The 25,266-nt window shown below is 71.1% G+C and carries 24 protein-coding genes; 14 read left to right on the top strand and 10 right to left on the bottom strand.

What is annotated here, in order from left to right:
- Positions 1 to 200 precede the first annotated feature (200 nt).
- Together ACLJQF_RS26975 and ACLJQF_RS26980 are read left to right on the top strand one after the other, a co-directional pair.
- Positions 201 to 818 (top strand): hypothetical protein, encoded by a 618-nt coding sequence (locus ACLJQF_RS26975; RefSeq protein ID WP_410612641.1) that lies wholly within the window; start codon positions 201 to 203, stop codon positions 816 to 818.
- Positions 819 to 822: 4 nt separating this feature from the next.
- Positions 823 to 1,704 (top strand): hypothetical protein, encoded by an 882-nt coding sequence (locus ACLJQF_RS26980; protein ID WP_410612642.1) that lies wholly within the window; start codon positions 823 to 825, stop codon positions 1,702 to 1,704.
- Between the two features lie 75 nt (positions 1,705 to 1,779).
- On the opposite strand, the gene ACLJQF_RS26985 is transcribed toward ACLJQF_RS26980, so the two are convergent.
- Positions 1,780 to 2,334 (bottom strand): RNA polymerase sigma factor, encoded by a 555-nt coding sequence (locus tag ACLJQF_RS26985; protein WP_410612643.1) that lies wholly within the window; start codon positions 2,332 to 2,334, stop codon positions 1,780 to 1,782.
- 135 nt (positions 2,335 to 2,469) lie between these two features.
- Here ACLJQF_RS26985 and ACLJQF_RS26990 point away from each other — a divergent pair, with 135 nt between their 5' ends.
- From ACLJQF_RS26990 to ACLJQF_RS27005, 4 genes are all read left to right on the top strand, one after another.
- Entirely contained in the window at positions 2,470 to 5,241 is a 2,772-nt protein-coding gene (locus ACLJQF_RS26990) for a BTAD domain-containing putative transcriptional regulator (RefSeq protein WP_410612645.1), read from the top strand.
- 20 nt (positions 5,242 to 5,261) lie between these two features.
- On the top strand, positions 5,262 to 5,549 hold the full coding sequence (locus tag ACLJQF_RS26995; protein WP_410612646.1) for a hypothetical protein: 288 nt from the start codon (positions 5,262 to 5,264) through the stop codon (positions 5,547 to 5,549).
- A 37-nt stretch (positions 5,550 to 5,586) separates the two neighbouring features.
- A complete protein-coding gene (locus tag ACLJQF_RS27000) occupies positions 5,587 to 7,419 on the top strand; it encodes a RiPP maturation radical SAM C-methyltransferase (protein ID WP_410612647.1) in 1,833 nt (610 codons plus the stop codon).
- Positions 7,420 to 7,488: 69 nt separating this feature from the next.
- A complete protein-coding gene (locus ACLJQF_RS27005) occupies positions 7,489 to 7,890 on the top strand; it encodes a DUF6294 family protein (RefSeq protein ID WP_410612648.1) in 402 nt (133 codons plus the stop codon).
- A gap of 51 nt (positions 7,891 to 7,941) precedes the next feature.
- Here ACLJQF_RS27005 and ACLJQF_RS27010 read toward each other — a convergent pair whose 3' ends face one another.
- Positions 7,942 to 8,775, bottom strand: a complete 834-nt coding sequence (locus ACLJQF_RS27010) for a leishmanolysin-related zinc metalloendopeptidase (RefSeq protein ID WP_410612650.1) — start codon at positions 8,773 to 8,775, stop codon at positions 7,942 to 7,944.
- Between the two features lie 127 nt (positions 8,776 to 8,902).
- Between ACLJQF_RS27010 and ACLJQF_RS27015 the strand changes: the two genes are divergently transcribed.
- Together ACLJQF_RS27015 and ACLJQF_RS27020 are read left to right on the top strand one after the other, a co-directional pair.
- Entirely contained in the window at positions 8,903 to 10,174 is a 1,272-nt protein-coding gene (locus ACLJQF_RS27015) for a hypothetical protein (RefSeq protein WP_410612652.1), read from the top strand.
- Positions 10,171 to 10,854 (top strand): hypothetical protein, encoded by a 684-nt coding sequence (locus ACLJQF_RS27020; RefSeq protein WP_410612654.1) that lies wholly within the window; start codon positions 10,171 to 10,173, stop codon positions 10,852 to 10,854. The genes ACLJQF_RS27015 and ACLJQF_RS27020 overlap by 4 nt, the downstream gene beginning before the upstream one ends.
- Positions 10,855 to 11,077: 223 nt before the next feature.
- Here the strand turns inward: ACLJQF_RS27020 and ACLJQF_RS27025 are convergent, their stop codons facing one another.
- From ACLJQF_RS27025 to ACLJQF_RS27035, 3 genes are all read right to left on the bottom strand, one after another.
- Positions 11,078 to 12,529 carry a non-reducing end alpha-L-arabinofuranosidase family hydrolase gene (locus ACLJQF_RS27025; RefSeq protein WP_410612656.1) on the bottom strand — a complete coding sequence of 484 codons (1,452 nt, stop codon included), beginning with the start codon at positions 12,527 to 12,529 and terminating at the stop codon, positions 11,078 to 11,080.
- A gap of 297 nt (positions 12,530 to 12,826) precedes the next feature.
- The gene (locus ACLJQF_RS27030; protein WP_410612658.1) at positions 12,827 to 13,858 is read right to left on the bottom strand and encodes an alpha/beta hydrolase; all 1,032 of its coding nucleotides are present in this window, start codon (positions 13,856 to 13,858) and stop codon (positions 12,827 to 12,829) included.
- An 84-nt stretch (positions 13,859 to 13,942) separates the two neighbouring features.
- On the bottom strand, positions 13,943 to 15,274 hold the full coding sequence (locus ACLJQF_RS27035) for a cytochrome P450 (RefSeq protein WP_410612660.1): 1,332 nt from the start codon (positions 15,272 to 15,274) through the stop codon (positions 13,943 to 13,945).
- 157 nt (positions 15,275 to 15,431) lie between these two features.
- Here ACLJQF_RS27035 and ACLJQF_RS27040 point away from each other — a divergent pair, with 157 nt between their 5' ends.
- A complete protein-coding gene (locus tag ACLJQF_RS27040; protein WP_410612662.1) occupies positions 15,432 to 16,289 on the top strand; it encodes an SAM-dependent methyltransferase in 858 nt (285 codons plus the stop codon).
- Positions 16,290 to 16,459: 170 nt separating this feature from the next.
- On the opposite strand, the gene ACLJQF_RS27045 is transcribed toward ACLJQF_RS27040, so the two are convergent.
- Both ACLJQF_RS27045 and ACLJQF_RS27050 read right to left on the bottom strand, forming a co-directional pair.
- Positions 16,460 to 17,698 carry an acetyl-CoA hydrolase/transferase family protein gene (locus tag ACLJQF_RS27045; RefSeq protein ID WP_410612664.1) on the bottom strand — a complete coding sequence of 413 codons (1,239 nt, stop codon included), beginning with the start codon at positions 17,696 to 17,698 and terminating at the stop codon, positions 16,460 to 16,462.
- A gap of 123 nt (positions 17,699 to 17,821) precedes the next feature.
- Positions 17,822 to 18,316, bottom strand: a complete 495-nt coding sequence (locus ACLJQF_RS27050; protein ID WP_410612666.1) for a LysM peptidoglycan-binding domain-containing protein — start codon at positions 18,314 to 18,316, stop codon at positions 17,822 to 17,824.
- A gap of 185 nt (positions 18,317 to 18,501) precedes the next feature.
- On the opposite strand from ACLJQF_RS27050, the gene ACLJQF_RS27055 reads away from it, so the two are divergent.
- Positions 18,502 to 19,086 (top strand): DM13 domain-containing protein, encoded by a 585-nt coding sequence (locus ACLJQF_RS27055; RefSeq protein WP_410612668.1) that lies wholly within the window; start codon positions 18,502 to 18,504, stop codon positions 19,084 to 19,086.
- Here the strand turns inward: ACLJQF_RS27055 and ACLJQF_RS27060 are convergent.
- Both ACLJQF_RS27060 and ACLJQF_RS27065 read right to left on the bottom strand, forming a co-directional pair.
- Entirely contained in the window at positions 19,070 to 19,861 is a 792-nt protein-coding gene (locus ACLJQF_RS27060; protein ID WP_410612670.1) for a hypothetical protein, read from the bottom strand. The genes ACLJQF_RS27055 and ACLJQF_RS27060 overlap by 17 nt on opposite strands.
- 78 nt (positions 19,862 to 19,939) lie before the next feature.
- Positions 19,940 to 20,362 carry a MarR family winged helix-turn-helix transcriptional regulator gene (locus ACLJQF_RS27065; RefSeq protein WP_410612671.1) on the bottom strand — a complete coding sequence of 141 codons (423 nt, stop codon included), beginning with the start codon at positions 20,360 to 20,362 and terminating at the stop codon, positions 19,940 to 19,942.
- A gap of 91 nt (positions 20,363 to 20,453) precedes the next feature.
- Between ACLJQF_RS27065 and ACLJQF_RS27070 the strand changes: the two genes are divergently transcribed.
- The 4 genes from ACLJQF_RS27070 (at position 20,454) to ACLJQF_RS27085 (ending at position 23,713) form a co-directional block, all read left to right on the top strand.
- On the top strand, positions 20,454 to 21,224 hold the full coding sequence (locus tag ACLJQF_RS27070; protein WP_410612673.1) for an alpha/beta fold hydrolase: 771 nt from the start codon (positions 20,454 to 20,456) through the stop codon (positions 21,222 to 21,224).
- A gap of 423 nt (positions 21,225 to 21,647) precedes the next feature.
- Positions 21,648 to 22,325 (top strand): sensor histidine kinase, encoded by a 678-nt coding sequence (locus tag ACLJQF_RS27075; protein WP_410612675.1) that lies wholly within the window; start codon positions 21,648 to 21,650, stop codon positions 22,323 to 22,325.
- Positions 22,326 to 22,329: 4 nt separating this feature from the next.
- Positions 22,330 to 22,980, top strand: a complete 651-nt coding sequence (locus tag ACLJQF_RS27080) for a response regulator (protein WP_410612677.1) — start codon at positions 22,330 to 22,332, stop codon at positions 22,978 to 22,980.
- Between the two features lie 106 nt (positions 22,981 to 23,086).
- Complete coding sequence (locus ACLJQF_RS27085) at positions 23,087 to 23,713, top strand: response regulator transcription factor (RefSeq protein WP_410612679.1); 627 nt, start codon at positions 23,087 to 23,089, stop codon at positions 23,711 to 23,713.
- 171 nt (positions 23,714 to 23,884) lie between these two features.
- Here the strand turns inward: ACLJQF_RS27085 and ACLJQF_RS27090 are convergent, their stop codons facing one another.
- On the bottom strand, positions 23,885 to 25,219 hold the full coding sequence (locus ACLJQF_RS27090) for a hypothetical protein (RefSeq protein WP_410612680.1): 1,335 nt from the start codon (positions 25,217 to 25,219) through the stop codon (positions 23,885 to 23,887).
- Between the last annotated feature and the right edge of the window lie 47 nt (positions 25,220 to 25,266).

The following is a 25,266-nucleotide window of genomic DNA, read 5'->3' on the forward strand; positions in this document are numbered from 1 at the left end:
GAACCGGCTGCCATCCTGCCCCCGTCCGGGCGCGATCTTTCTCCGTTCGCGCCTCGAATACCCGATTTGTAACCTTCGCCCGTCCGTTCAGGGGTCCCGGAGCCCGGGCACGAAGGGCCGCTCAGCCCAGCGTGACGGTGGACCGACGCCGGTGTATCAGGACGCTCCCCCGCGGCTCTGCACGCCGAGGAGGAATCACGATGAACCTGTTCCGTTCGCGCCGGGCGATCGTGGTGCTGGCCCTCGGCGTGGCCGGCTGCTCGGCCCCGGCCGTGCCCGAGGCGCCGAGCAGCACCGGCCAGAGCACCGCCACCACCGAATCCGTACCGCCGAACCCCGGCACCGAGCCGACCGGTCCGGAGAGCCCCCGGACCGGTGACCACGGGGTCGCGATCTCGATCCCCGAGCTGCCGGTCGGCGGGAACGCCGTCCCCGCCGGGTCCGGGACGCTGTGCGCGACCGCGAGCTGGCTGCAGCCGGAGACCCTGCCGGACGGCGGCGTCACGGTCACCCGGATCTGGGCCGATCCGCCGGAGGGCTTTCGGGTGGGCGGAAGGTGCGGCGGGCGTCGCGGCTGCGCGTCGTTCACCTTCCGCTCGGGCGAGGACCGCTGCTCCGTCACGATCACCGGACCCGGGACCGACGAGGGCGCGCAGCTCAAGTTCGCCGGCGGGTTCACCTGCGGGGCCGGACGAGAAGGCTCGTGCCGGGACCTGACGGCCCGGGTGAACCCCGGAGCGATCGGCCTGTCCCGGCCGGAGGGGACCACCGAGCCGGAATCGTCGACGACCGAGGCCTCGCCGAGCTCGAGCGGGTGACGCCGTGGAGGAGAACAGCCGGCTCGAACGCCTCGTCGAGGCGGGCAAGGCCGTCATCCCGCCGCTGACACTGCTCAGCGCGCTGCTGTTCTACTTCGGCTACGTCTCGGCGCGTTCGCAGTACGAGTACTTCGGCGTCGACGTCGACACGATCGGGCTGGGCACGCAGGACTACATCATGCGCAGCCCGCAGCCCCTGCTGACGCCGTTGCTGGTGTTCGCCGCGGCCGGGGCCGGCTCGGTCGCGGTGCACTCCGCTGTCCGGCGGCGGATCCACCCCGCCGCCTCCGCCCGGACGGTCCGGCGGATGCGCCGGCTGGGCCGCGGCGGGCAGGTGGCCGGGCTGGCCTGCCTGGCCGGCGGCCTCCTGCTGCTCCTCGGGTACCTGATCCTGCGTGACTGGCGGCTGTACGGGCTCGTGACGCCGCTGCTGATCGCGGCGGGCTGCACCTTGTCCGGCGCCGGGTCGGCCCTCGGCCGGCTCCTGCGGCCTCCGGTGCCCGCGACGCCGTTCCGCCGGACCTCGACCGCGCTCGTCTACCTCGTCGTGGCCGTCAGCGCGTTCTGGATGACCGCCACCGTGGCCCAGTGGTCCGGCCGGGGACTCGCGATGGACCAGGCGAATCGCCTCGGCAAACTGCCCAGCGTCATCCTCGACACCAAAGAAAGCCTGTTCCTGCGCAGTCCCGGCATCCAGGAAACGAAACTGCCGCCCTCCGAAGGGCAGACGTTCCACTACCGGTACCGGCACCTGCGTCTGCTGATCCACGGCAAGGACCGGATGTTCCTCGTCGCCGACAACTGGTCGGCGAGCAATTCGACGATCATCGTCCCCCTCGACGGCTCGGTGCGCGTCCAGTTCCAGTTCCAGAACCAGCCACCGTGACACCGGCCGCGCATTCCGCGGGTATCAAGCGGTGGCCCGCCCGCTCCGGGAAGTGTGCCCATGGAAATCCTGCCGCTACCCGGCCAGCAACGCCGCGATCGCCGGCGTGCGGCGCACCCTGGCCAGGCACCTCGCCCTCGACGGGCCGATCGAGCCGACCGGGATTCCCAGCGTCGCGCTGATTTCCCGGTAGGACTTCGGCGGGTCGTCGAACAACAGCGAGAGCAGCTGCCGGTCCTGCCGGGACAGCTGGGCGCAGGCGCGGCGGGCGGCGACCAGGCGTTCGGCTCCGATCACCGTGGCGTCGGGTGCGGGGTCCGCCGCATCGGCGAACATCGTGCTCTCGGTGGGAATCTGCCGGCTCCGGTGGCGCAGCAGCCGCAGGCACTCGTGCCGGGTGGTGGTGCGCAGCCAGCCGGGCAGCGCGTCCGGTTCGCGGATCTGCGCCAGGTTCGCCACCAGCTGCAGCCACACCGCGCCGGTGATGTCCTGAGCGTCCGCGTCGCCGATCCGGTGGTGCCGGCACACCGCGAGGATCAGCGAAGAATAGCGGGCGACCAGGTCACGCCAAGCCCATTCCGCACCCCGGGCCGCATTTTCCAGCAATCGGGCCGGCGACTCGTCCTGCATGGTCCCTCCTCGTACTCGGCTGTTCCCGGGTTCACGATTTCGCCACGCCCTGTTCGGCGACCTTGCAGAGACCTTGCGGTGCGGGCAGCATCGACGTGGCCGGTTCGGACGTGTCGAGCACGGGGAGTCCGCCGCATGGAATTTCTGCTGTTCGGGGAGGTGCAGCTACGCGTCGCGGGACAGCGGCTCGACGTCGGGACACCACGTCAGGAGGCCGTTCTCGCGGCATTGGCGGTCGATGTCCCCCGCCCGGTTCCGATGGAAACGCTCATCGACCGGGTTTGGGGAGAGAACCCGCCGGAAGAAGCCCGCAATGTGGTCTATTCCCACCTGAGCCGAATACGCCGGCTCCTCGATCGGGTGACGGAACTGGCCGGCACCCCGGTCGGGGTCACCCGGAAAACCGCGGGTTACGTGCTGGAAATCGACCCGGCCGTCGTCGACCTGCACCGATTCGCTCACCTGGTCGACCAGGGGAACGACCACCACGCCACCGACGCCGACCGCGCCGCGGCACTGTCGGAAGCTCTGCGCGGCTGGCGGGGTGCGCCGCTGGCCGGTCTCCACGGCGACTGGGCCGAGCGGGTCCGCACGACCTGGCACCACCGCCGGCTCGACGCGGCGGTGTCCTGGGGCGAGCTGGAACTGCGGCTCGGCCGGCCCGGCGCGGTCATCGCCGCGCTGCCCGAGCTGGCGGCGGAGTACCCGCTCGCCGAACCGCTCGAAGCGTTGCTCATGCGCGCGCTGCACGCCGCGGGGCGTGCCGCGGAGGCCGTCGAACGCTATGCCGCCGTCCGGACCCGGCTCGCCGACGCACTCGGCACCGACCCCGGCGCCGAACTGCGGGCACTGCACGGCGACATCCTGCGGGGCGAGCTGCCGCCCGGGCCGCGCGCCGCGCCCGCCGCCACCCCGGCGCAGCTGCCACCGGACACGCCCGGTTTCGCGGGCCGGGAACGGGCGTTGCGCCGCCTCGACGAGATCAAGAGCGAGCGGTCCCCCGCACCGCGCATCGTCGTCCTGTCGGGCACCGCCGGGGTCGGCAAGACCGCGCTGGCGCTGCACTGGGCACACGCGGCGGCCGGCGACTTCCCCGATGGCCAGCTGTACGTGAACCTGCGCGGCTTCGACCCGACCGGGTCACCGGTGGCCCCGGCCGACGCGGTGCGCGGCTTCCTCGAAGCGCTGGACGTCCCGGACGACCGGATCCCCCGCACCCTGGACGCGCAGGCCGGGCTGTACCGGACACTGCTGGCGAACCGGCGTGCCCTGGTCGTGCTGGACAACGCCCGCGACGCCGGCCAGGTCCGTCCGCTGCTGCCCGGCGCGCCGGGCAGCGTGGTGCTGGTGACCAGCCGCGACCAGCTCACCGGCCTGGTGACGGCCGGCGCGCACCCCCTCGCCGTCGACCTCCTGGACACCGCGGAGGCACGGGCGGTGCTGCGCCGCCGGATCGGCACGGACCGGATCGCGGCCGAACCCGCCGCGGCCGACGAGATCATCGGCCTGTGCGCCCACCTGCCCCTGGCCCTCGCCGTGGTGGCGGCCCGCGCGGCGATCCACCCCGGATTCGGGCTGGCGGTACTGGCCGGCCAGCTGCGGGACGCACGCGGCCTGGACGAGTTCGCCGCCGCCGACCCGGCGACCGACCCCCGTGCCGTGTTCTCCTGGTCGTACCTGCGCCTGGACCCCGCGGCGGCCCGGCTGTTCCGCCTCTTCGGCCTGCACCCCGGCCCCGACATCGCCGCCCCCGCGGCGGCGAGCCTGGCCGGCTTGCCCGCGGGACGCGCCCGGGCGCTGCTGACCGAACTGGCACACGCGCACCTGATCGCCGAGCCGGTCCCCGGCCGGTACACGCTGCACGACCTGTTGCGTGCCTACGCCGGCGAACTGGCGCATGAGGAGGAGTCTCCGGCGGGGCGGGAGGCCGCGGTGCACCGGATGCTCGGCCACTACGCCCACACCGCGTACCTGGCCGACGGGTTCCTCGACCCGCGGCTGGAAGTGCCGCCCGAGCTGACTCCGCTGCCGGCGGGAGCCGAGCCGGAGCGGATCACCGACCATCGGCGGGCGTTGGCGTGGTTCGAGGGTGAGCACCGGGTGCTGCTGCAGGCCGTTCGCGCGGAGGTGGCGTTCGATGCCCGGGTCTGGGAGCTGGCCTGGTCGATGCAGCGGTTCCTGGACATGCGCGGGTATTGGCACGATGAGAACGGCGTGCTGGTCGCCGCGCTGGCCGCCGCGCGTCGCCTCGGCGACAAGCGGAAGCAGGCGTTCGCGCATTTGCAGCTGGGCGTCACGCACGCCCGGTTCGGGAGGCATACCGAAGCCGGCGACGATTTCCAAGCCGCCCTGACGTTGTACGGCGCGAGCGCCGACGTCGTCGGGCAGGCCTACGCCCATCGCCAGTTCGCCTGGCTGCTCGACAAGCAAGGAGCCGTCGCGAACGCGCTCGCGCACGCCGAACAGGCCCTGGAGCTGTTCCGCGCGGCCGGGCACCAGGCAGGCCAGGCGACGGCGCTCAACGCCGTCGGCTGGTTCCACACCCTGCTCGGCGCGCACGCCACAGCCATCGAACACTGTCAGCGGGCGCTCGACCTGCAAACGCTGCTCGGCGACCAGATGGGCGCAACCCAGAGCTGGCACAGCATCGGCTACGCCCACAAGCAGCTCGGAGACCACTCCCGGGCGATCGCCTGTTACGAACGGGCGCTGGAAATCGTGCACCGCAACGGAAACCTCGTGACGGAGGCACGGGTGCTCATCGAACTCGCGAACCTCCGCCGGGACCTGGGCGAGGTCGAGGCCGCCCGGTCCGGGTGGCAGCGGGCCCACGACATCCTCGTGCACCTCGCGCACCCGGAAGCCGACGAGGTACTGGTGAGACTGGCCGAAGTACACCATGGATAGCCGCATAACCGGAGGAAAAAATGTCCGAAGACAAATCAGCGGAATCTGCCGATTTCGGTTCGACGATCAAGGAATTCACCAAAACACTCCCGAAGGAGCAGCAGGACTTCCTGTCCGCCATGCTCTGGCTCGCCTGGTTCGCGACCGCGGAAGAGGAGGCGATCAAGGACAAGTTCGAACAGTCTCTCAGCTCCGAGTTCGACGAGTCGTTCAAGCCGGAGCAGGCGGAGTTGCTCGTGAAATACTATTCCGGCGCCCTGGATGTGCACATGGCGCCCCGGTTCATCAAGGCGACATTCATCAGGTAGCGCCCGAAGCCGCCGTGCGCAGGGTTGGAGCCCGGCCATGACCATGCCGCCCGCTGTTCTCGTCTCGATGCCGTTCCTCGACGCCGATCGCCCGTCCATCCAGCTCGGGCTGCTCAAAGCGATCGGGGAACAGCACGGATTCGGAGTGCGCACCCTGCACCTGAACCTCGACTTCGCCGTGCGGATCGGGCTCGACCGCTACGCCCGGCTGGCCGACCACCGCGGCCGGCAGCTCGGCGACTGGCTCTTCTCCGTCGAAGCGTTCGGCGACGCCGCACCCGACCCGGACGGCAAGCTGCTCACCGAACTCGGCGCCGAACTGTCCTATCTGGACGACGCGGGCGGCCCGGCGCAGGACTGGCTGGCGGCCGTCCGGGAGCACGACGTGCCCGCCTTCCTCGATGCCGTCGCCGAGGAGCTCGCCGGGGCGCGGGTGGTCTGCTTCAGCTGCACGTTCCAGCAGAACGTGGCGTCCTTCGCGCTGGCCCGCCGGCTCAAGGACCGCGATCCCGGGGTGGTCACCGTGTTCGGCGGAGCCAACTTCGACGGCGAGATGGGCCTGGAGCTGGTCCGGTCCGTCGGCTGCGTCGACTTCGCCGTGCTCGGCGAAGGTGACGTCGCGTTCCCGCGCCTGCTGGCCGCGCTGGCGAACGGCACGGACCCGGGTGGGATCCCCGGCGTCGCCCGGCGGGACGGCGACGAGGTCGTCGCGACCCCCGCCGAGGCGCCGCACGACCGGCTCGACGACCTGCCGGTGCCGGACTACGACGAGTACTTCGAGCGGGCGGCGCGAGCCGGGCTGCCGACCGGGCACGTCGCCCTTCCGTTCGAGTCGGCTCGCGGGTGCTGGTGGGGCGCCAAGCACCACTGCACGTTCTGCGGGCTCAACGGCACCACCATGCGGTTCCGGGCCAAGTCGCCGGACCGGGTGCTCGGCGAACTGGACCGGCAGGCGCGACGCTACCGGACCTTCCGGTTCGACGCGGTCGACAACATCATGGAGCCGGGTTACCTCAAGACGCTGGTGCCGGCGTTGGCCGAGGCGGGCCGGGAGTACCAGATCTTCTACGAGGTCAAGGCCAACCTGACCCGCGCTCAGCTGAAGCTGCTCGCCCAAGCCGGCGTCACCCAGTTGCAGCCGGGCCTGGAGTCGCTGAGCTCCGAGGTGCTGGAGCTGATGGACAAGGGCGTCCGGGCCGCGCAGAACGTCAACTTCCTGCGCTGGGCCCGGTACTACGGCATCGCCGTCGCCTGGAACATCCTGTGGGGGTTCCCGGGCGAGCCGGCCGGGGCGTACGCCGCGCAGGCCGCGGTCGTCCCGTACCTGACGCACCTCCAGCCGCCGGCCGGGGCGGCCCGGCTGTGGCTGGAGCGGTTCAGCCCGTTGTTCACCCAGCCCGGCCGGTTTCCGTTGCGGGCCCGCGAGCCCGAGCCCAGCTACCGGCAGGTCTACCCGTCCACAGTGGACGTCCGGCGGGTCGCCTACTTCTTCGGGTACGAACCCGAGGAAGAGCTGCCACCGGAGGTCTACGCGCCGCTGCGGGACGCGGTTTCGGCGTGGTCGGCGGCCTGGCGGGCGGACCCGGCGCCGGTGCTGGTGTACCGCTGCGCTCCGGGGTTCCTGCAGATCTACGACGGCCGGCAGCCCGGCAGCCACGGCACCCACACCTTCCGCGACACCCTCGCCGAGCTCTACCTCGCCTGTGTGGAGCGGCCCCGCACCGCCGCGGCCGTGCACCGCGAACTCGGCCTCTCCGTGGGGGTTCCCGCGGTCGAGGCCGCCTTCCGGCGGTTCGGCGAACGGGGGCTGATGTTCCTCGACGGGAACCTCGCCCTCTCCCTCGCGCTGCCCGCGACACCCGGCCGGTGACCGGTATCAAGCGCCTCCCCCGATCCTCTGTCCGGCGGTAGGACCGAGACGAGCGGAAAGGCGGCGGACATGGACCCGTCGGTCATCATGGAGGCGGCGAACGCCTCAGCGAAACGGCTCACCGGCTGGACGCCGTGGGAATTCACCTGGGGGCTGATCAGGAAGGGCGACTGCACGATGTTCGAGGGCGCCAAGTGGACCCTGTTCCCCGACGGGACGGCCACCTTCGACGCCACCGTGACCAGTGGGGACGACGACGATGCCTGGGTCATCTGGCACGTCGACCTGCTCGACGCCAACCGGGCGATCCTGGGCTCGCTCGCCACCGAGCACCCCGTCGGCGGGGACTGGCGCAAGTTCGTGCAGAACATGCCGAGCAGCGCCGAACGCTACCGGTTCCGGGCCTGGGCGAGCTTCGACACCGGGCTGTGGGCCGACCTCGCCCACCTGAAGATGCATTCGAGCTGCTGAAACACCCGTGGCCGGTTCCGCCACCGCGGAACCGGCCACGAGTCCGGGCGATCAGCCGCGCAGGCCCTCCCGCGACAGCTCGACCGGAGCCGGCGTGACCACCAGGGCGTGCACCGCCACGCCCGCGGCCGGCCGCGCCAGGTCCGCGGGCAGCTCGTAGGCGTCCGCCGCATCGACGTCGACCTGGTAGCCGAGGTCGCCGAGGGAGGCGGCGGTGATCCGGCTGAGCGGATTCGGGGCGTGGCCGACGAAGCCGGTCATCAGCTCGTTGCCGAAGGTGCGTTCCCGCCAGTGCACGTCCCGGGTGCCCGGGCCGCCGGTGTCCTCCACCGGCACCCGCAGGGGCTCGCCGGCACCGCGCAGCTTCTGGTACTCGGCCATGGCCGCCGGCCCGGTGAACGCCGGGTCGCTGGTGCCCTTGCCGACCAGCAGCCCCTTGGGGCCCCAGAGCGAGCCGACGCCGAGGACGTGGCCCATCTCGTGGGTGATGACGTCCCCGAGGATGCCGGTGGCTTCCATCTTGGCCAGGTCGGCCTTGTCGAACGTCATCTCGCCGCGGGCCGGCAGCAAGGCCCACGGTTCGGGGCCCGCCGGACGCACGTGGGTGATGCGCGCCTGGCCGAGGATGCCGCCGACGCCGTCGATGTCGGCGCCCTTCGCGACGATCAGCACGTCGTCGATCGGTTCCCCGTCGAGGACGACGTCCGGCAGGTCGCCGACGATCACCGTGGCCCACCGGTCGGCGGCCGCGGCGAAGGCGTCCTGCTGGGCCTGGGTGAGCCCGCCGACGAACCTGACGGTGATGGTGAACGGCGAGGTGGTGCCCGTCAGCAGCCGGGCGCGTCCGGCGTCGGCGCGGGCGTGGTAGGTCTTCGGATCCGGCATGGTCATTCCTTCCGCGGTGGGAGCTGTGCCGGTCAGAGTCCGGAAGTGCCCGGCAGATACACCGCGGAATCCGGAGTATTTCCGGGCCGGCTCGCGGCTCCGTCTCGGTGAGGGAAGGGGAGAAACCGTGATTCTCGGGCTGATCGTTCTCGCGCTGGTGCTGGTGGTCGTGCTGCTGCTGGTGCGCCGGCAGCAGCGCACGCACCACCCTGCCGCGGCCTTGCCCGGACCGCCCGGCGGGATCCCGGCGTTCCGGATCGTCACGCTCGGGCTGCAGGGCTCAGGCAAGACCCTGCTGCTGACCGGGATCTACCGGCGGCTGCAGACCCCGGGCGACCGCGGCTTCTACCTGCGCGTGCCGCACGAGCAGCTGATCGAGCTGAACCGGTGGTACCGCAAGGCGGCCGACGTCCACGAAGAGTGGCCGCGCGGCACGACCCGCGGTGAACTGCGCGAGTTCGAGTTCAGCGTGATGGCCGACGTCGGCGGAGCGGCCGAGCCGGTCGTCAAGCTCGGCTACCTCGAATACCCGGGCGAGCTGCTGACCGACCCGGACGCGCCGGGTTCGACCGCGCAGGCGACGCTGCTGCGGGCGATCGCCGGTGCCGACGCGCTCGTCGGCATCATCGACGGCTTCCGCCTGCTGCAGGCCGAACAGGGCGACCGGCGGGGCGCGCTGATGCTCGAGGCGTCCCTGGACGCGATGATCAACGCGATGCTGCCGGTGCGCAGCCCGATCGCCTTCGTCATCACCAAGTGGGACCTGCTCGACCACCTGCACCCGGACGAGAACGAACGGCTGCGGATCGTGCGCGACCGGCTGATGGCGACGTCGGGGTTCGCCGACCTCGTCAAGGTGCACAGCGCCCGGCGGATCGTGCGGCTGATCCCGGCGACCGCGGTCGGGCACGACTTCGCCGTCTTCTCCGGCGGCACCGTCCGGAAGAAGCCCGACGGCCGGTTCCGGCCCGGGAACGTCGAAGCCGCGTTGTCGGTGGTGGTGCCGGACATCCTGCGCCAGACCGAACTCGCCCTCGACCGGGCCACCCGCGCGGAGCTGCTCGCGGCCGCGCAACAGCGGATGCGGATGGGCCCCGCCGAGGCGCTGCGGACCCTCGGCACCTACCTCACCGCGCACGCCGCGCGGGTGCTGGCCTCGGCGCTCGGCGCGGGCCTGGTCGCCGAATCCGGCCTGATGTTGCTGCTCGACACGCTGCCGCACGACAACCCAGCCGGGCGCAGCGCCCGGCAGGCCCGGCTCGGCGAGGCCGACCGGCTGGCGGAGCACTACGTCCAGGCCCGCCGCCGGGTGGTCGCGGAGCTGCAGCGGCAGGTCGCGGTGCTCGAGGCGAAACTGCCCGTCTCCCGCCTCGGCGGCGACCGCTGGGGTGACTGGTGACGGGCCGGGCGTGGCCGTTCCTGGTCGCCCGCGGCCGGCGGCGCGGCTATTCGGCGCTGGTGGTCCCGGGCTTCCTGCGGGAGCACGGCTTCCTCGAAGCCACGGCGACGCCCCTGGACGACGTGCCTTCGCGCGCCGCGCCGACGCCGTACGGGGTGCTCGTCTGGGCCGAGCACCCCGTGACCGAGGCGGAGGCCCACGGCGAACCGCGGGACGAGTACGGCCGCCCGCTCGTGCTGCTGTACGGGTTCCTGTGCCCGGACGGCGAACCCGGGACGGTCGCGGCGGCGCTGGCCCGGGCGAGGACCACGGCGCTTGCGGTTTACGACCGGTTCCTCGCCGACGAGGAGGGCTTCCGGGCGGAGCGTTCGGAGTCGTTCGCGATCGAGGTCCGCGATGGCGCGCACGTGCTCCGCCCGCGGGTCTCACCGCCGGAAGCGCCGGTGCGGCCGGTGCGGCCGGTGCGGCCGGTGCGCGGCCTCGCGTGGGCCGGCGCCGGTGTGCTCGTCGTGGCGGGCGCGGTGGCCGCGGTGGTGGGATTCGCCTCGGGCGGCAACGCCCCGCCGCCACCGCTGCCGGTGTGCGGTCCCGGCGTCGTCCCCCTGACGGTCGCACCGCCGGTTTCGGCGGCGACCTGCGTGCGCGAGGGGACGACCGTGACCTACTCGCCTCGACCGTGAGTGGTAAGTCGGCCAACTCACCGCCCGGAACGGCCAATTCACGCACCGGAACGGCCAACTCACCGGTGGTGTGGGTGAGTTGGCCGTTCCCGCGGGTGAGTTGGCCGTTCCGGTTGGTGAGTTGGCCGCCGGGGGCCGGGTGGGGAGGCCGGCGTGCGGGGTCCGGATGCACCCGATGTGGTCCTGGGTGCGTTCCCGGCCGGCGCAGACGCCCCCGCCCCGGCTAGCGCTGCAGGGTCAGTACGCCCGGCCGCCAGGGAAGCCGGTTGTAGTCGCCGCCGGCCCCCGGGTCCTTGCCCTGATAGAGCAGCTGGAGGTTGCAGGGGTCGATGGTCTTGGTCTGGTCCGGGTTGGTGCGGACGAGGTCGCCGTGGCTGATGTCGTTGGTCCAGGTGGCACCGCTGTTGGCCTTGCCCGCGAAGGGCCGGCTTTCGCTGGCCGCCTGCGGGGTCCACGAACCGCTGAGGCTGTTCGACGTGAACGACCGGAAGTAGCGCCCGCCCGAACCCATCGCCTCGACGATCATCAGGTACTGGTTCTGGCCCTGGACCTTGTAGACCTCGACCGCCTCGAACAGGTTGGCCTGCGTGTCGCTCATGATCGTCGTGTAGTTCGACCCGAAGCTGCCCGGGAAGTTCCCGATCGGCATGCTGGCCCGGTAGATGTTGCCGTTGTCGCCGGCGAAGAACAGGTACATGTTCGTGCCGTCGGCGATCAGGGTCTGGTCGATCGGGCCGGTGCCGGAGCCGGAGATGCTGCCGGTGAACAGCGGCTGCGGCGCGGACCACCCGTTGGGGTTGGTGGGGTCGCTCGAGGTGCGGTAGATGAACGGCCACTGACCCCACTGGTAGGCCAGCACCCAGATGTTCTTGGGCGCGAAATAGAACAGCGTCGGGGCGACGGTGCCGGAGTTCATCCCGTTCTGGCCGGCCGAGGCCATGTCGGACCAGTTCGTGAAGGGACTGAAGGCCATCGAGCCGTACGACCCGGACGAGTTGACCGTCGACCCGTAGACGAGGTGCTTGCCGTTGTAGACGACGTTGGTGAAGTCCTTGAGCGACAGCCACCCGTTCTTCGGCTGCGTCAGCGCACCGGAGGACGACCAGCGGTAGGTCGACGGCAAGGAGCAGCCGGTGCCGGTCGTCGTCGTGGTCGGCGTGGTCGTGGTCGGCGTGCCGGACAGGCCCGTCCACTTCTGGTTGGTGCCGCCGTGGCACGTCCAGACGGCCACCGCGGTGCCGTTGGCCGTGCCGGCGCCGTTGACGTCCAGGCAGAGCCCGGACTGCACGCCGACGACCGTGCCGTCGCCGTTCACCCGCCACTGCTGGTTGGCCCCGCCGTGACAGGTCCAGATCTGCACCTTGGTGCCGGCCGTGGTGCCGCTGCCGGCGACGTCCAGGCACTTGCCGCCGAACACCGTCAGCTGACCGCTGCCGGTCGAGGTCCACTGCTGGCTCGCACCGCCCGAGCAGTCGTAGATCTGCACGCCGGTGCCATCGGTCTGGCCGGCGTTCTGGACGTCCAGGCAGCGACCCGAACCGACGCCGCGCAGGGCGCCGGTGACGTCGGCCTGGGCCGCGCCGGCCCCGAACAACGCCGTCACCGCGACCGTCGCCGCGGCGGCGAGCACGGCGATCAGGTGCCGGCTCCCGCGGCTGATACTTCTTCTGTTCATGACGACCTTCTCCCGGTCAGCTACCCGCCGTTGGACGGCCAGATCGGTATCCGCATGAGCAAGACGACGACTGTTATCGCTAACATGCGTCGGGCAAGACTGGACTTCCCGAAGCGGAATTGTCAATGCGCATGCACCGGGAGCAGCGCCCCGGAAGCCGGACCGGGGCGCTTTCCCACCTCAACGGCCTGTCGATAGTCCACATAGGACAGTGGAATGGTGAAATTTACACGGGCACCGGAATGCGAAACTTTCGGGATTCCCGGTCCCGGCAATGCGCGGGCTTCGAGGCGCTCCTCAGCGGCCGACCTTGCGATCGGCCCAGTCGACGACGGCCCGGAAGTAGTCGGGCGCGTTGGGCGCGTAGTTGATCGCGTGCCCGTAGCCCTGCAGCGCATACGTCGTCAGGTCCAGCCCGGCGCGGTAGTACGGCGTCTCGGACGTCTTGATCCCGCCGGCCGACGAGCAGTTGGTCGCCAGCAGCCCGCAGAACACCGTGTCCTGCCCCAGCACGACCATCACCGGCCGGTCGATCAGCAGCGAGTAGGGCGCGATGATGCCGAGCGGGAACAGGTCGGCCGCCTGCTCGTACGCCGAGGTGTCCTTCGTCGCCTCGTCGAACGCGATCGCCCCGCCCACCTGCGGACCCGGCGCGTGGAAGATCGAGTACCGGCTGCCCGGCAGCGTGGTCAGGTAACCGGGGTCGTAGCCGCCGGCCGCGAACCGGGGATCGAGCAGGGCCGGGTAAGTGGCGGCGAAGACCGCCGTCGTCCCGGCGAGGTTCAACCGGTGGGCCAGCCCGGTGACGAGCACCGCGTCGACGTCGTGGAACGTGGCCGCTTCGATGCTGGCGGTACCGGACCCGAACGAATGCCCGGCCAGGATCACCTTGCCGAACCCCGGCCCCTGCGTACCGGACCGGACGGCCTGGATCACCTGGTGCACCACCGCGGCTTCGGTGATCGTCGTCAGCACCGCGCTCGGCGGCGTGGTGCTGCCCCCGGTGCCGAGCCGGTCGAGCGCGAGCGTGGCGTACCCGGCGTTGGTCATCGCCAGCCGGTAGGACCGGATCTCCGGCTGGTACCCGATATCCCAGTACGAACTGTTGTACGTGCCGCCGGGAATCAGCACCTGCACCGTGTGCGACCCGCCGGCCGGCTCGCACAGGGTGCCGTGCATCGTCTGCGGCAGCGCCACGAGCGTCACCGGGAAATACAGCTCCCGGCAGCTCGCGCCGTCAGCACTGGCGGAAACGGGCAGGACCAGGAAGCCGAGTGCCACCAGCACGAGCACGACGGCCCGCCGGCGACGACCGGCGGCGCGCGTCATCCCACCACGGAATTCGGACACGAGAAATTACCTCCGAAAAGATCAATTTGGTGATGCGATCAAGAAATCGGTTTACCGGTCCGGTCAGCCCACCCGCCGGGGGATCACGGTCATCGGCATCCGGTCGGGATAAGCCGCCGAAGTGACCGTCAAGCGCACCGGCACCCCCGGCACCGGGAACAGTTCCCACCCGGCCAGCACGGTGGCCGCGACCACCGTGATCTCGGTGTGCGCGAACGCCTGCCCGATGCATTGCCGGCCACCCGCACCGAACGGGACATACGCGCCTCTCGGGATGCGCGCCGCCCGCTCGGGCAACCAGCGATCGGGATCGAACCGCTCCGGGTCTTCGTGGAACCGCGGATCGAAGTGCAGCGAAAAGGGACTGAACATGACCTCCGTACCGGCGGGCAGCCGCACCCCGCCGAGCTCGACGTCCCGCAGGGCACGCCGCATCAGGATCCAGATCGGATACATCCGCAGGACCTCGCTGACGATCCGGCGCAGGTACGTCAGCTTCGCGACATCGGCGAAGGTGGCCGCGCGGCCGGCCAGCACCTCGTCCACCTCCGCCCGCGCCCGCCGCTCGACCTCCGGGTGCCGGGCCAGCTCGTGGAAGAGCCAGGTCAACGCGACGGCGCTGGTCTCGCTGCCTGCGGTCAGCAGCGTGATCACCTCGTCGTAGACCTGGTCGTCGGTCATCCCCTCGCCGGTCCCGGGATCCCGGGCCAGCATCAGCATGGACAGCAGATCGCCGTGGTCCTCCCCGGTGGCCCGCCACCCGGCGATGACCTCGTGCACGATGCCCCGGAGCCGCGCGACGGCCCGGTCGAACCGCCGGTTGGCGGGGACGACCGGGACGTGCTCCAAGAACCTCGGGGACAACGCCCGGACCATCCCCGCCTTCAGCACCACCGGGATCGACCGGCGTGCCTCCGCGACGGCCCGCCGCCCGAGCTCGGTGGCGAACAGGGTCTCCCCGACGACGGTGATGGCCAGCCGCTGCATGTCGGCGTCCAGCCGGCGGACCTCGCCCGCCCGCCAGCTGCCGGTCAGTTCCTCGGTGACCCGCACCATCGTGTCCGCGTAGGCGGCGAGCCGGGCACCGTGGAACGCGGGTTGCACCAGCCGGCGCTGCCGCAGGTGGAAGGCACCTTCCGACATGACGAGCCCGTTTCCCATGAACGGCCGGAAACGGTCGAAGATGATCCCTTTCGAAAAGCTCGTCGCCTGCGTGACGAGGACGTGATTGACCAACTCCGGGCTCGTCACGAAATACGTCTCCAGCGGACCGAGGAAGAGGCGCACGATATCGCCGTGCGCACGCAGGGAAGACGTGAACCCGACGCGCCGCCGCAACAACGAAGGCGTGTGTCCCAGCAGGATCCGACGGCCTGGTGCGACCGGGACGTTCATTTCCTCTCCTTGGCTGTCCGGAAGGAGGTCTGCCACCTTAGGCCCGATCGGCGGCACGCGACAGCACCCATCGGCTGAATCGGTGTCACACCGATGGCGTAATCGAGGGCGCCACGCGAGTGAGTATGTTCTTCGTCGACGGTGAGCGAGGTGCACGATGACGACACAACACCACCAAGAGGAATGGGTTCCTCCGGGTATCGACACGACGAAACCCAGCAGTTCCCGGACCTACGACTATCTGCTGGGCGGCGCGCACAATTTCCAGGCCGATCGCGACGCCGCGGAACAAGCCGAAAAGATCATGCCCGGCATCCGCGACGTCGCCCGGCTCAACCGGGCGTTCCTCGGCCGGGTGGTGCGCACCCTGATGGGCCTGGGCATCCGGCAGTTCCTGGACATCGGCTCGGGGATCCCCACCGTCGGCAACGTCCACCAGATCGCCGGCGAGATCGACCCGCGCTGCCGGGTGGTCTACGTCGACCGCGACCCGATCGCCGTCGCCCACAGCAAGATGCTCCTGCGCGCCAGCGAACACGCCACGATCGCGCACGCGGACTTCACCGACCCCGACGGCATCTTCGCCGACCCCGACGTGCGCCGGCTGGACTTCGGCGAACCGATCGGCCTGCTGATGGTCGCCATGCTGCACTGGATCCCCGACGCCAGCGACCCGCACACCTTGCTCGCCGAGTACCGCCGCCGCGTCCCGATCGGCAGCCACCTGGCGATCTCCCACCTGGTCAGCGACCGCGACAGCGACCGGATCAACAGCGCGGTCGGCACCTTCAACCTGGCCAGGGGCCACGACCAGGCGACCACCCGCACCCACAAGGAAGTCGAGACGATGTTCGGCGACTTCGAGCTGATCGAACCGGGCCTGGTCGGCTGCGCCCTGTGGCGGCCGAGCGGGCCGGGCGACATCTCGGACGACCCGCACACCAACACGCAACTCTACGGCGGGGTGGCGGGCAAGGTCGCCGGCCGCCGCGTCGCTCGGCACCAAGGTCGCTGAACACCTCCTTGGCCGCCCGGCAGAAGTCGAGCAGCCGAGCCCACGTCGAAGCGGCTTCGGTCATTGCGCTCTGGCGGTAAATTGCTCCGATATCATTCACGACGTATATGGCGTTATACGATTTCCCTTGGTATCGGGTGACTGTGCGCCGACGCTGAGGCGGCAGCGGCTCAGGAGCGGAGGTCGAATCCGAGGTCGCGTCCCCGTGCCCGCAGTTCCTCCCGGGCGTCCGGGTGCGCCACCCGGTCCACGATCTGCCGGGCCTGTTCGCCCGCGTCGTGGCCCCAGATCGTCGCGACGCCCTGCTCGCTGACCAGGAAGCTGTGCTGGAACGAGGTGACCGGGCCGATCAGCCGCGGTACGACCGTCGACACGTCGGCCTTCGGGTGCCAGGACGGCAGCGCGATGATCGCCCGGCCACCCGGCGAGTGCAGCGCGCCGACCACGAAGTCGGTCTGCCCGCCGAACCCGGAGTGGATCGCCCCGCGCACGCGGCTGGCGTTGGCCTGGGCGAACAGGTCGACCTCGAGGGCGCTGTTCACCGAGACCAGGGCGCGCTGACGGGCGATCACCGCCGGGTCGTTCGTCTTTTCCGTCCGCAGCAGCCGGACCCGCGGGTTGCGGTCGACCCACTTGTACAGGTCGGGGCTGCCGAACACGAACGACGCCGTCACCGGCTCGGCCGGGTCGAGCGCACCGGCGCGGTCGAGCGCGAGGACGCCGTCGCTGAACATCTCCGACCACACCGCCAGCCCGCGGCGGCCGGTCAGCGCGGCGAGCGTCGCGTCCGGGATCCCGCCGATGCCCAGTTGCAGCGTGGCCCCGTCGGCGACCAGGCCGGCCACCCGGTCGCCGATGCTGCGCGCGGTGTCGCCCAGGACCCGCAGCGCCGGCGACGGGAGCGGCTCCTCCGCCTCCAGTGCGTAGTCGATCTCCTCGACCGGCAGCGCCCCGTCGCCGTAGGTGACCGGCATCTGCGGGTTGAGCTGGGCGATCACCAGGCCGCCGCGGGCGCGGACGGCTTCGATCGCGGCGGGCAGGATGTTGACCTCGGTGCCCAGCGACACCACACCGGCCACCGGCACCGAGGTGTGCACCAGCACGACGTCCGGCGGAAGCGCCTGCTTGAGCAGCTGCGGGACGAGCGACAACCGGGACGGGAAGTACCGCAGCCCGGCACGGCCCCGCATCCCCGGGCCCACGAAGGGGGTCTCGAGCAGGACGCCCTCCCGGTCCGGCAGGCCCGCCTGCGCGTTGAGCGCGAACAAGCGGTACTCGGCGAGCGCCGCGTCCAGCACGGCCATCGCCCGCGCCGGCGTCGCGAAGTTCCCGCTGACCACGACCCGGGGCTGCGGTGTGGGTAGCCCGGCGAGCACCGCACCCAACTGTGCCTCCGACAGAACGCGCATCGAGGTTCCTCCGTGCCGACCCCAAGATTCCCTGGGAGAGTTCCTGGAACAGTACGGAAGGATCTTGCCGGCACGGACGGCGTGGAGCCGCACCTCCGCCGCGCCGGCGCTGGTTTTGGGCGCTCAGGTTCCCTGTGGCACGCGGATCAGGTCACCCGGGTGGATGACGTTCGGGTTCGGGATGGTGACCGGATTGGCCGCCACCAGGCGGTGGTAGAGGTTGCCGGACCCGTAGTACTTGGCCGCGATGCCCCACAGCGTCTCACCGGCCACCACGATGTGCTCCAGGTAGTTCTGGTAGCCCGGAACGATCCTCGGGCCGAAGACCACCGGGACGACGACCTTGTCCAACTCGGTACCGTCTTTCGGCGAAGTGTGGAACAGGTCCACGAACAACCGGTCCAGTTTGAAGGCCGCGCCGGCGACGTCGACGGTGAATTGGAACTGGCTGTGCCCGCCGATGCCGTCGCCCGCCATGAACGAGCCGGTGACCTCGTCGTGGCCCTCGTGAACGCGGTAGCCGAAGTTCGCCTCGAACGCCCCACCGGCCACGCCCGCCACCTGGATGACGGTGCCCACCAGGTCGTATGGTGCCGGTTGCTCCAGGTAGATCGTCACTGATCGCTCCTCTCGGTCCGGACCGCCCGCAGCGACCATCATGCTCCGATGCCGCTCCGGCGATAGAGGAATTCGTCCCCGGTCGGGACCTCGCCGTAAGAGATCGGTAACTGCGCGCCGGATGTCCGTGGGCGATTCGTCCCGTTGACTGAACCCGTCACCGGACGACGACGGAGGAGAACCTGATGAACCGCACGCGGCGCCTGCTCACCCGGCCTTGGATGCCGGCCGTCCTGGTGACGGGGGTGGTCGCCGCCGCGGCCGGACTGTACTGGTTCCAGCCGTGGCGGCTGGTGGTGGACGAGACCGTGCAGGAAGCCCTGCCGGCCGCCCCTCCGGTGTCCGCGCCACCGGCGCGGCCCGCCCGGCCTTCGGCGTCGATCCGGCCGATGGAGAAAGCCGCGCCCGCCGACCTCGCGACCGGCACGCTGATCAGCCACGAGCACCGCACGTCGGGCAGCGTCCGGATCGTGCGCGCGGCCGGCGGATCTCTCGTGCTGCGCCTGGAAAACCTCGCCACCAGCAGCGGCCCCGACGTGCACGTCTGGCTCACCGACGCGCCGGTGAAGCCGGGCAAGGACGGCTGGGCTGTCTTCGACGACGGCAAGCACCTCGACGCGGGCAGCCTCAAAGGCAACAGGGGCAACCAGAACTACCCGCTGCCCGCCGGCACCGACCTGTCCGCCTACACCAGCGTGAGCATCTGGTGCGACCGGTTCGACGTCTCCTTCGGCGCGGCGGAACTGACCCCGCTCAACGCGTCAGCATGAGCAGCAGGTAACCGGCGACGAGCAGGAGCGGGCCACCCACGCTCCAGAGCAGGAGACAGCCCGTGCCGGTCCGCACGTCCTGCTCGCTGTCGGCGGCCAGCTGCGCGTGGGTGCGGCCGGAGACGAGGTGCTTGCGCCGGGCGGCGCCGAGCAGCGGCCTGCCGTCCCGGATTCCGGGCCGGCCCTGGACGTGCAGCGGCTCGCCGGCCGGCAGCACGTACTCGCGCACGCTCCAGCTCAGCGTCGAGGACCACCAGCGACGGTCGAACGACTTCTCGCTCAGGACACCCCGGGCAATCAAGGCCTGCAGGTGGGCGCTGTCCCGCGCGGATCGCACGTCCTCGCCGACCACGCGCCGCACCGGCGGGCGGTGGCCGGTGCGGCCGGAGGCGTGGTCCGGATGCACGAGCTGCCCGTCGACGAGCACCGACCCGGTGGCGTCGCGGACCGTGAACGCCATGGCGCCACCGGCTTCCCAGACCAGCCGCGTCGAGGCGCCGTCGTCGGTGGTGTTCGCCACCACCTGGCTGAAGTACCACACACACGGCTCGCCCGACAGCGGCGCGAGCAACGGCCCGGCGGGACCGGGTTCGCTCCGCCCCTCCACCGCGCACAGCCGCTTTTCCGGCCCGGTCACCCCGGCGCACCGCGAGACCGGCAGCCGCGCGATCCGGCGGCGTTCCCGGCGGGCACCCCAGGTCAGCAGGGCCCACACCGGCAGCAGGAAAGTCAGCGCCGCGCCGAGGGCGAAGAGCACGACCGCCAGCGCCGTCATCCCGCTCACCCCGTCCGGTTCGCCGCCGCGCCCGGGAAAAGGGTAGCCGGGCCACCTTCGCCGGGGAGGCGAAACGGGCTACTCCGCCGGATCCGCTCCCAGTGCGCGCTCCAGCAGCTCGCCCAGCTGGTCGAGCTGGGCCTGCGACAGGTCGCGGAACGAGGATTCGGCGACGCCGTCGACGAGGTGCTGGCCTTCGGCGCGCAGCCGCGCGCCTTCCTCGGTGAGCCGGTGCCGCACCGCCCGGCCGGGGCCGGGGACGCGTTCGATGAGCCCGCGGTCCGCCATCCGGGTCGCCAGCGAACCGAAGGACTGGTCGGTCTGGAAGGTCAGCACCGCCAGCTCGTGCAAGGACGCGTCCGGACGGCGGTGCAGGTGCCGCAGGGTGTCCCACTGCACGAGCGAAAGCCCCAGCGGCGCCAGCACCCGGCTCAGCGCCCGGTGGTGGCGGTGCTGCAGGCGCTTGACGGCCAGGGAGACGTCGCCGGGGCGGTACTTCATGCGGTCACCCTATCCCATCGAGGTCAGGTTGCTTATCTAAACATACTTATATAAGGTTCCTTAGATACGCGCTCGAGACCGAGAAGGAACCATGACGACGCTCCCCGCACCCCGCACCGAAACCCGCACCCTCGGCCCGGCCGAGGTGACCTTCCAGGACCGCGACCACAGCCGGACCTTCCTGCTCCTGCACGGCGGTGGCGGCGTCGCGACGATGGCCGGTTTCGCCGACCTGCTCGCCGAACGCACCCGCTCCCGGGTGCTGCTGCCCACCCACCCGGGCTTCGCCGGCACCCCGAAAGCCGGAAGCCTCACCGGCGTGACCGAACTGGCCCGGCTGTACGTCGACCTGCTGACCGACCTCGACCTCACGGACGTCACCGTGATCGGCAACTCCTTCGGCGGCTGGCTGGCCGCCGAGATCGCGGTGCAGAAGAGTCCGCGGGTGAGCGGCGCGGTGATCATCGACGGCATCGGCATCGAGGTCGAAGGGCACCCGATGACCGACATCAGCGGCATGTCCCTCGCCGAGATCCGAGCCCTGTCCTTCCACGACCCGGGCAAGGCGCCGGTGCCGCCGGCCGGCGGGGGCACCGGACCGAGCCCGGACGTGCGCGCCCTGATCGGCTACACCGGGCCGGCCATGACCGACCCGGGACTCGCCGGACGGCTCGGCGAACTCGATCTCCCCGTGCACGTGATCTGGGGCGAGAGCGACGGCATCGCCGGGCCGGAGTACGGGAAGGCCTATGCGGCCGCCATCCCGCGGTCGACGTTCACCCTGCTCCCCCACACCGGACATCTGCCGCAGGTCGAAACGCCCGAAGAACTACTCCGCGCATTGCTCGGCCTCGACGGCTGACCCGAAAGAGTTCCCGATATCGATCGGAAGAACCAAAAAGAAACGGCGTAGCGGTTGTTCCGCCACTTGCCGTCAGCGTTCTGCTCCATCCGCCGTGTGACTTCCCGAAAGTGCAGCGTCCCGGCTTTGTCGAATTTCCACCGGTTCACCAGGCAGTTCATGAATCGTTTTTAGCAGGCGGGACCCGCTGCGCCGAACGGATCATTGCCCCCACCTGCGACGTTACGAGCGTTTCCGCATCGGGACCATACCGTGACCTGCGAGGGTCGCTCCGAATGAAACGCCGGGGCAAGATGCGGCGATTAGTACAGCGGGTGACCATCCCGCTACGCGAAACGGAGCAGCCGGCTGGGCTACCCGCACGAGAGCTGGTTCCCCCGGTTCACCACGGGGGTCCAGACCATTCTGGCGGACGGGGAGAAAATGCGCCGGACATTCGTCGTCGCCGACTTCGGTCGTCCCGCGGGCTACGAAGACCGGCTGAAACGCGTGCTCCACGATCTGCACGACGGGCTCGGGCCGACGCTCACCGCCGCCGTGCTCGGCCTGCGCGCCGCCCGGGACCTGATCGCGCGGGACCGGGCGGGCACCGAGCACCTCCTGGCCCGGCTCGAGGACGAGCTCTACGGCGCGATCACCGACCTGCGGCGGATCGTGGCCGACGCGCGGCCGCCGGCCCTCGACGAGGCCGGGCTGGTCCTGGCCGTGCGCCGGTACGCCGCCACGCTCACCGGGCGGGTGCCCGCCGAACACGGGCCGCTGCGGGTCGACGTCGAGGTGCGCGGCGAGCTGCCGCCGTTGTCGGCGGAGGTCGAGGTCACCGCCTACCGGATCATCCGCGAGGCGCTGGTGAACGTCGCCCGCCACTCCGGAGCCCGGGAGTGCACCGTGCTCCTCTGGCCGCTGGACGGCGACCTGCACGTGGAGATCGTCGACGACGGCGTCGGCACCGACGGCGGGGCCCTGCCGTCGGTCGGCGGGACCGGGCTGCGGTCGATGCGGGAACGCGCCGGCGACCTCGGCGGCGGCTGCCGGGTCGAGCCGGTTTCCTCCGGTGGCACGCGGATCGCCGCCTGGCTGCCGCTCGCCGCGGGGAAGTGAGCCGGTGTTCGGTTCCCTGCGCGTTCTCGTGGTCGACGACCACCCCGTCTTCCGGGCGGCACTCTGCGCGATGCTCGACGCCACCGACGGCATGGAGGTCGCCGGCGAGGCGGCCGACGGCCTGACCGCGGTCGCCGACGCGGGCCGGCTGGAACCCGACGTCGTCCTGATGGACCTGAACCTCCCGGACCTCGACGGGGTCGAGGCGACCCGGCGGATCGTGAGCACCAGCCCGCACACCGGCGTGCTCATGCTGACCATGTTCGAGAACGAGGCCGCGGTGTTCGCCGCCATGCGCGCGGGCGCCCGCGGCTACCTGCTCAAAGGAGCCCGCAACGAGCAGATCATCCGCGCGGTCCGGGTGATCGGCGACGGCGAAGCCATCTTCAGCCCGGCCATCGCCACCCGGGTGCTGTCGCTGCTGGGAACGGCGACCCCGCGTGACGAGTCGTTCCCACGGCTCACCCTGCGCGAAACGGAGATCCTACGGCTCGTCGCGCGGGGCATGGGCAACGCGTCGATCGCCGAAGAGCTGGTGCTCAGCCAGAAGACCGTGCGCAACCACGTGTCCCACATCTTCCGCAAGCTCCGGGTCACCGACCGCACCCAGGCCATCGCCAAGGCCAGAGAGGCCGGCATTGCCCGATCGGAGTAAAGAAAGCGGGACATATCGGGACTCCATGTCCCTGTTCGGCAGACGTCCGCACCCCGATCCTTGGGGGAGGAACGATCCGACGTCGTTCGAGGGAGGGCCACACCCCATGATCACCGACCAGGTTCCGGTGCTGCTGCACGCCACCGACACCATCACCCACGCGGGCGTCACGGCCGCGCTGCGGTCACGTCCCGAAATCCGCTTCGCCGACGAGGACTCCGGCGAGCCCGCCGTGGTGCTGGTCATCGTGGAGCGGCTGAACGAGGAGGCGCGGCAGCTGCTGCGCAGCCTCCAGTGCGCCGGCCACGCGGGCGTCGTCCTGGTCGCCGGGGAGGTGGAGGACTCGGAACTGCTGGACGTCGTGGGCAACGGGGTGTCGGCGATCATCCGCCGGGCCGACGCCACCCCGGACACCCTGGTGCGGCTGGTCAAGGCCGCGGCCGTCGGCGAAGGCGCGCTGCCGCCCGATCTGCTGGGCCGCCTGCTGTCGCGGGTGTCCCGGCTGCAGCGGGACGTGCTGCACCCGAACGGGTGGGACCTCGCCGGGATGTCCCAGCGGGAGACCCGGGTGCTGCGGCTGGTCGCCGACGGCTTCGAGACCAAGGAGATCGCCGACCAGCTGAGCTACTCGGAGCGGACGGTGAAGTCGATCCTGCACGACATCACCAACCGCTTCCAGCTCCGCAACCGCGCCCACGCGGTGGCGTTCGCCATGCGCGAAGGGCTCATCTAGTGCCGCGCGTCCGAGGTCCGTCGACCCCGGCTCGGTCCAAGCGCCCCAAGGCGGCCTTGGTTGCGTCTCACGCACCCAAGGCGGCCTTCGGTGCGTCTCACGCACCGAAGGCCACCTTGGGTGCGTGAGTGTCGATGAGGCTGCGACGCGCGGCACTGGCACGACGGCGGCCTACTCGACCCGGCCGGAGAAGGAGACCGACGGGGTGCAGCGGTTCCGGTCCGGCGGGTTCTGGCAGCTGACCGCGAGCACGATCTTCTCCCCCGGCTGGAACCGCCAGGCCTGCAGCCAGTGGTGGTCGAGGTCGCGGAAGTTGGAGAGCCCGACCTCCAGCAGGACCGTCTTGGTGCCGCCGGAATCCCGCAGCAGCCGCAGGGTTCCGGTGTCACCGCGCGGGTTCTGGAGGATCAGGTCGGTGATCACCAGTGTCTTGCTCGCGTCCGGCAGGGTGTAGGGGAACTCGGCGAACCGGTTGACGTTCGAGTCGATCTTCGCGTCCGCGGCCACCCGGAAGTCCGTCGGCGTTCCGTCGGCGGCGGCGTTCGAGACGCGGGTCGGGGGCGTGCCGCCGGGGCCGGTGCCGGTGCCGGGAGCCGCGGGGTTGTCGCCCGGCGGGGTCAGGCCGACGGCCTTCATCGCCTGCTCGGAGTTCTGCTTGGCCTGGTCGGCGTTCTTCTTCGCCTGGTCGGCCCCGGCGCCGGCGTCCTGCGCCGCCTTCACGATCTCGTGGTTCTGCTCTTCGGCGGCTTCCCGGGCGGCCGACTTCACCGCGGGCCGGAGCACGGTGAACCACAGCGTCAGCAGGCCGAGCAGGAGGACCAGCAGCGCGGCGAGCGCGGGCAGCAGCCACTTCGGCAGCAGCTGCCGCTGCACCATGGTGCCTTCGGTCTTGATCGGCTCGGCCCCGTCGGCGACGACGAACACCTGGAAGCGGTGCCGGACGGATTGCCCGCGCAGGAAGCGCTTCCGCGGCTTGGCCCGCATCCGGACGAACGCGGCGGTGCCCGGCGCCAGCTCGGCCCGGTCGCGCTCGAGCCGGAAGTCCAGCTCGTCCTCCGGGTCCAGCGGGCTCAGCTCGACGGCCACCGGCCGGTTGCCGCGGTTGTCGACGGCGACCTCGAAATCCGCCTTGGAGCTGCCCTCCACCTTGGCCGGCACGATCTCGGCGGTCACCTCGGTGAAGGCGCCGAGCTCGACGGTGCCTTCCTCGACGACCGAGCCGGCGGGGTCCTCGCTCGAGAACACCCGGACCCCGAAGGGAATCGTCCCGGCGGGGACGTCGGAGGACCGCGGCGGCGCGAACCGCACGGTGACCGTCCCGGTCTCCCCCGGCATCAGGTTGACCGTCGCCGGATCCGCGGTGGCCCAGCCACCCGCGTCGCCGACCACGTCGATCGCGAACTGGTCGACGACCTGCCCGGCGTTCCGGATGGTCACCGTGCAGCTCGTCTCCTGGCCGGGTTCCGCGACCAGGCCGGCCTCGGACAGCGTCGCCGTTGCTCCCATGCGCGAAGTCTCCCTTTCGTGTCGCGGGTCCGGCACCAGCGGACGGG

Origin of the sequence: Amycolatopsis sp. lyj-109, from assembly GCF_046548995.1 — a bacterium.
Lineage (GTDB): Bacteria > Actinomycetota > Actinomycetes > Mycobacteriales > Pseudonocardiaceae > Amycolatopsis.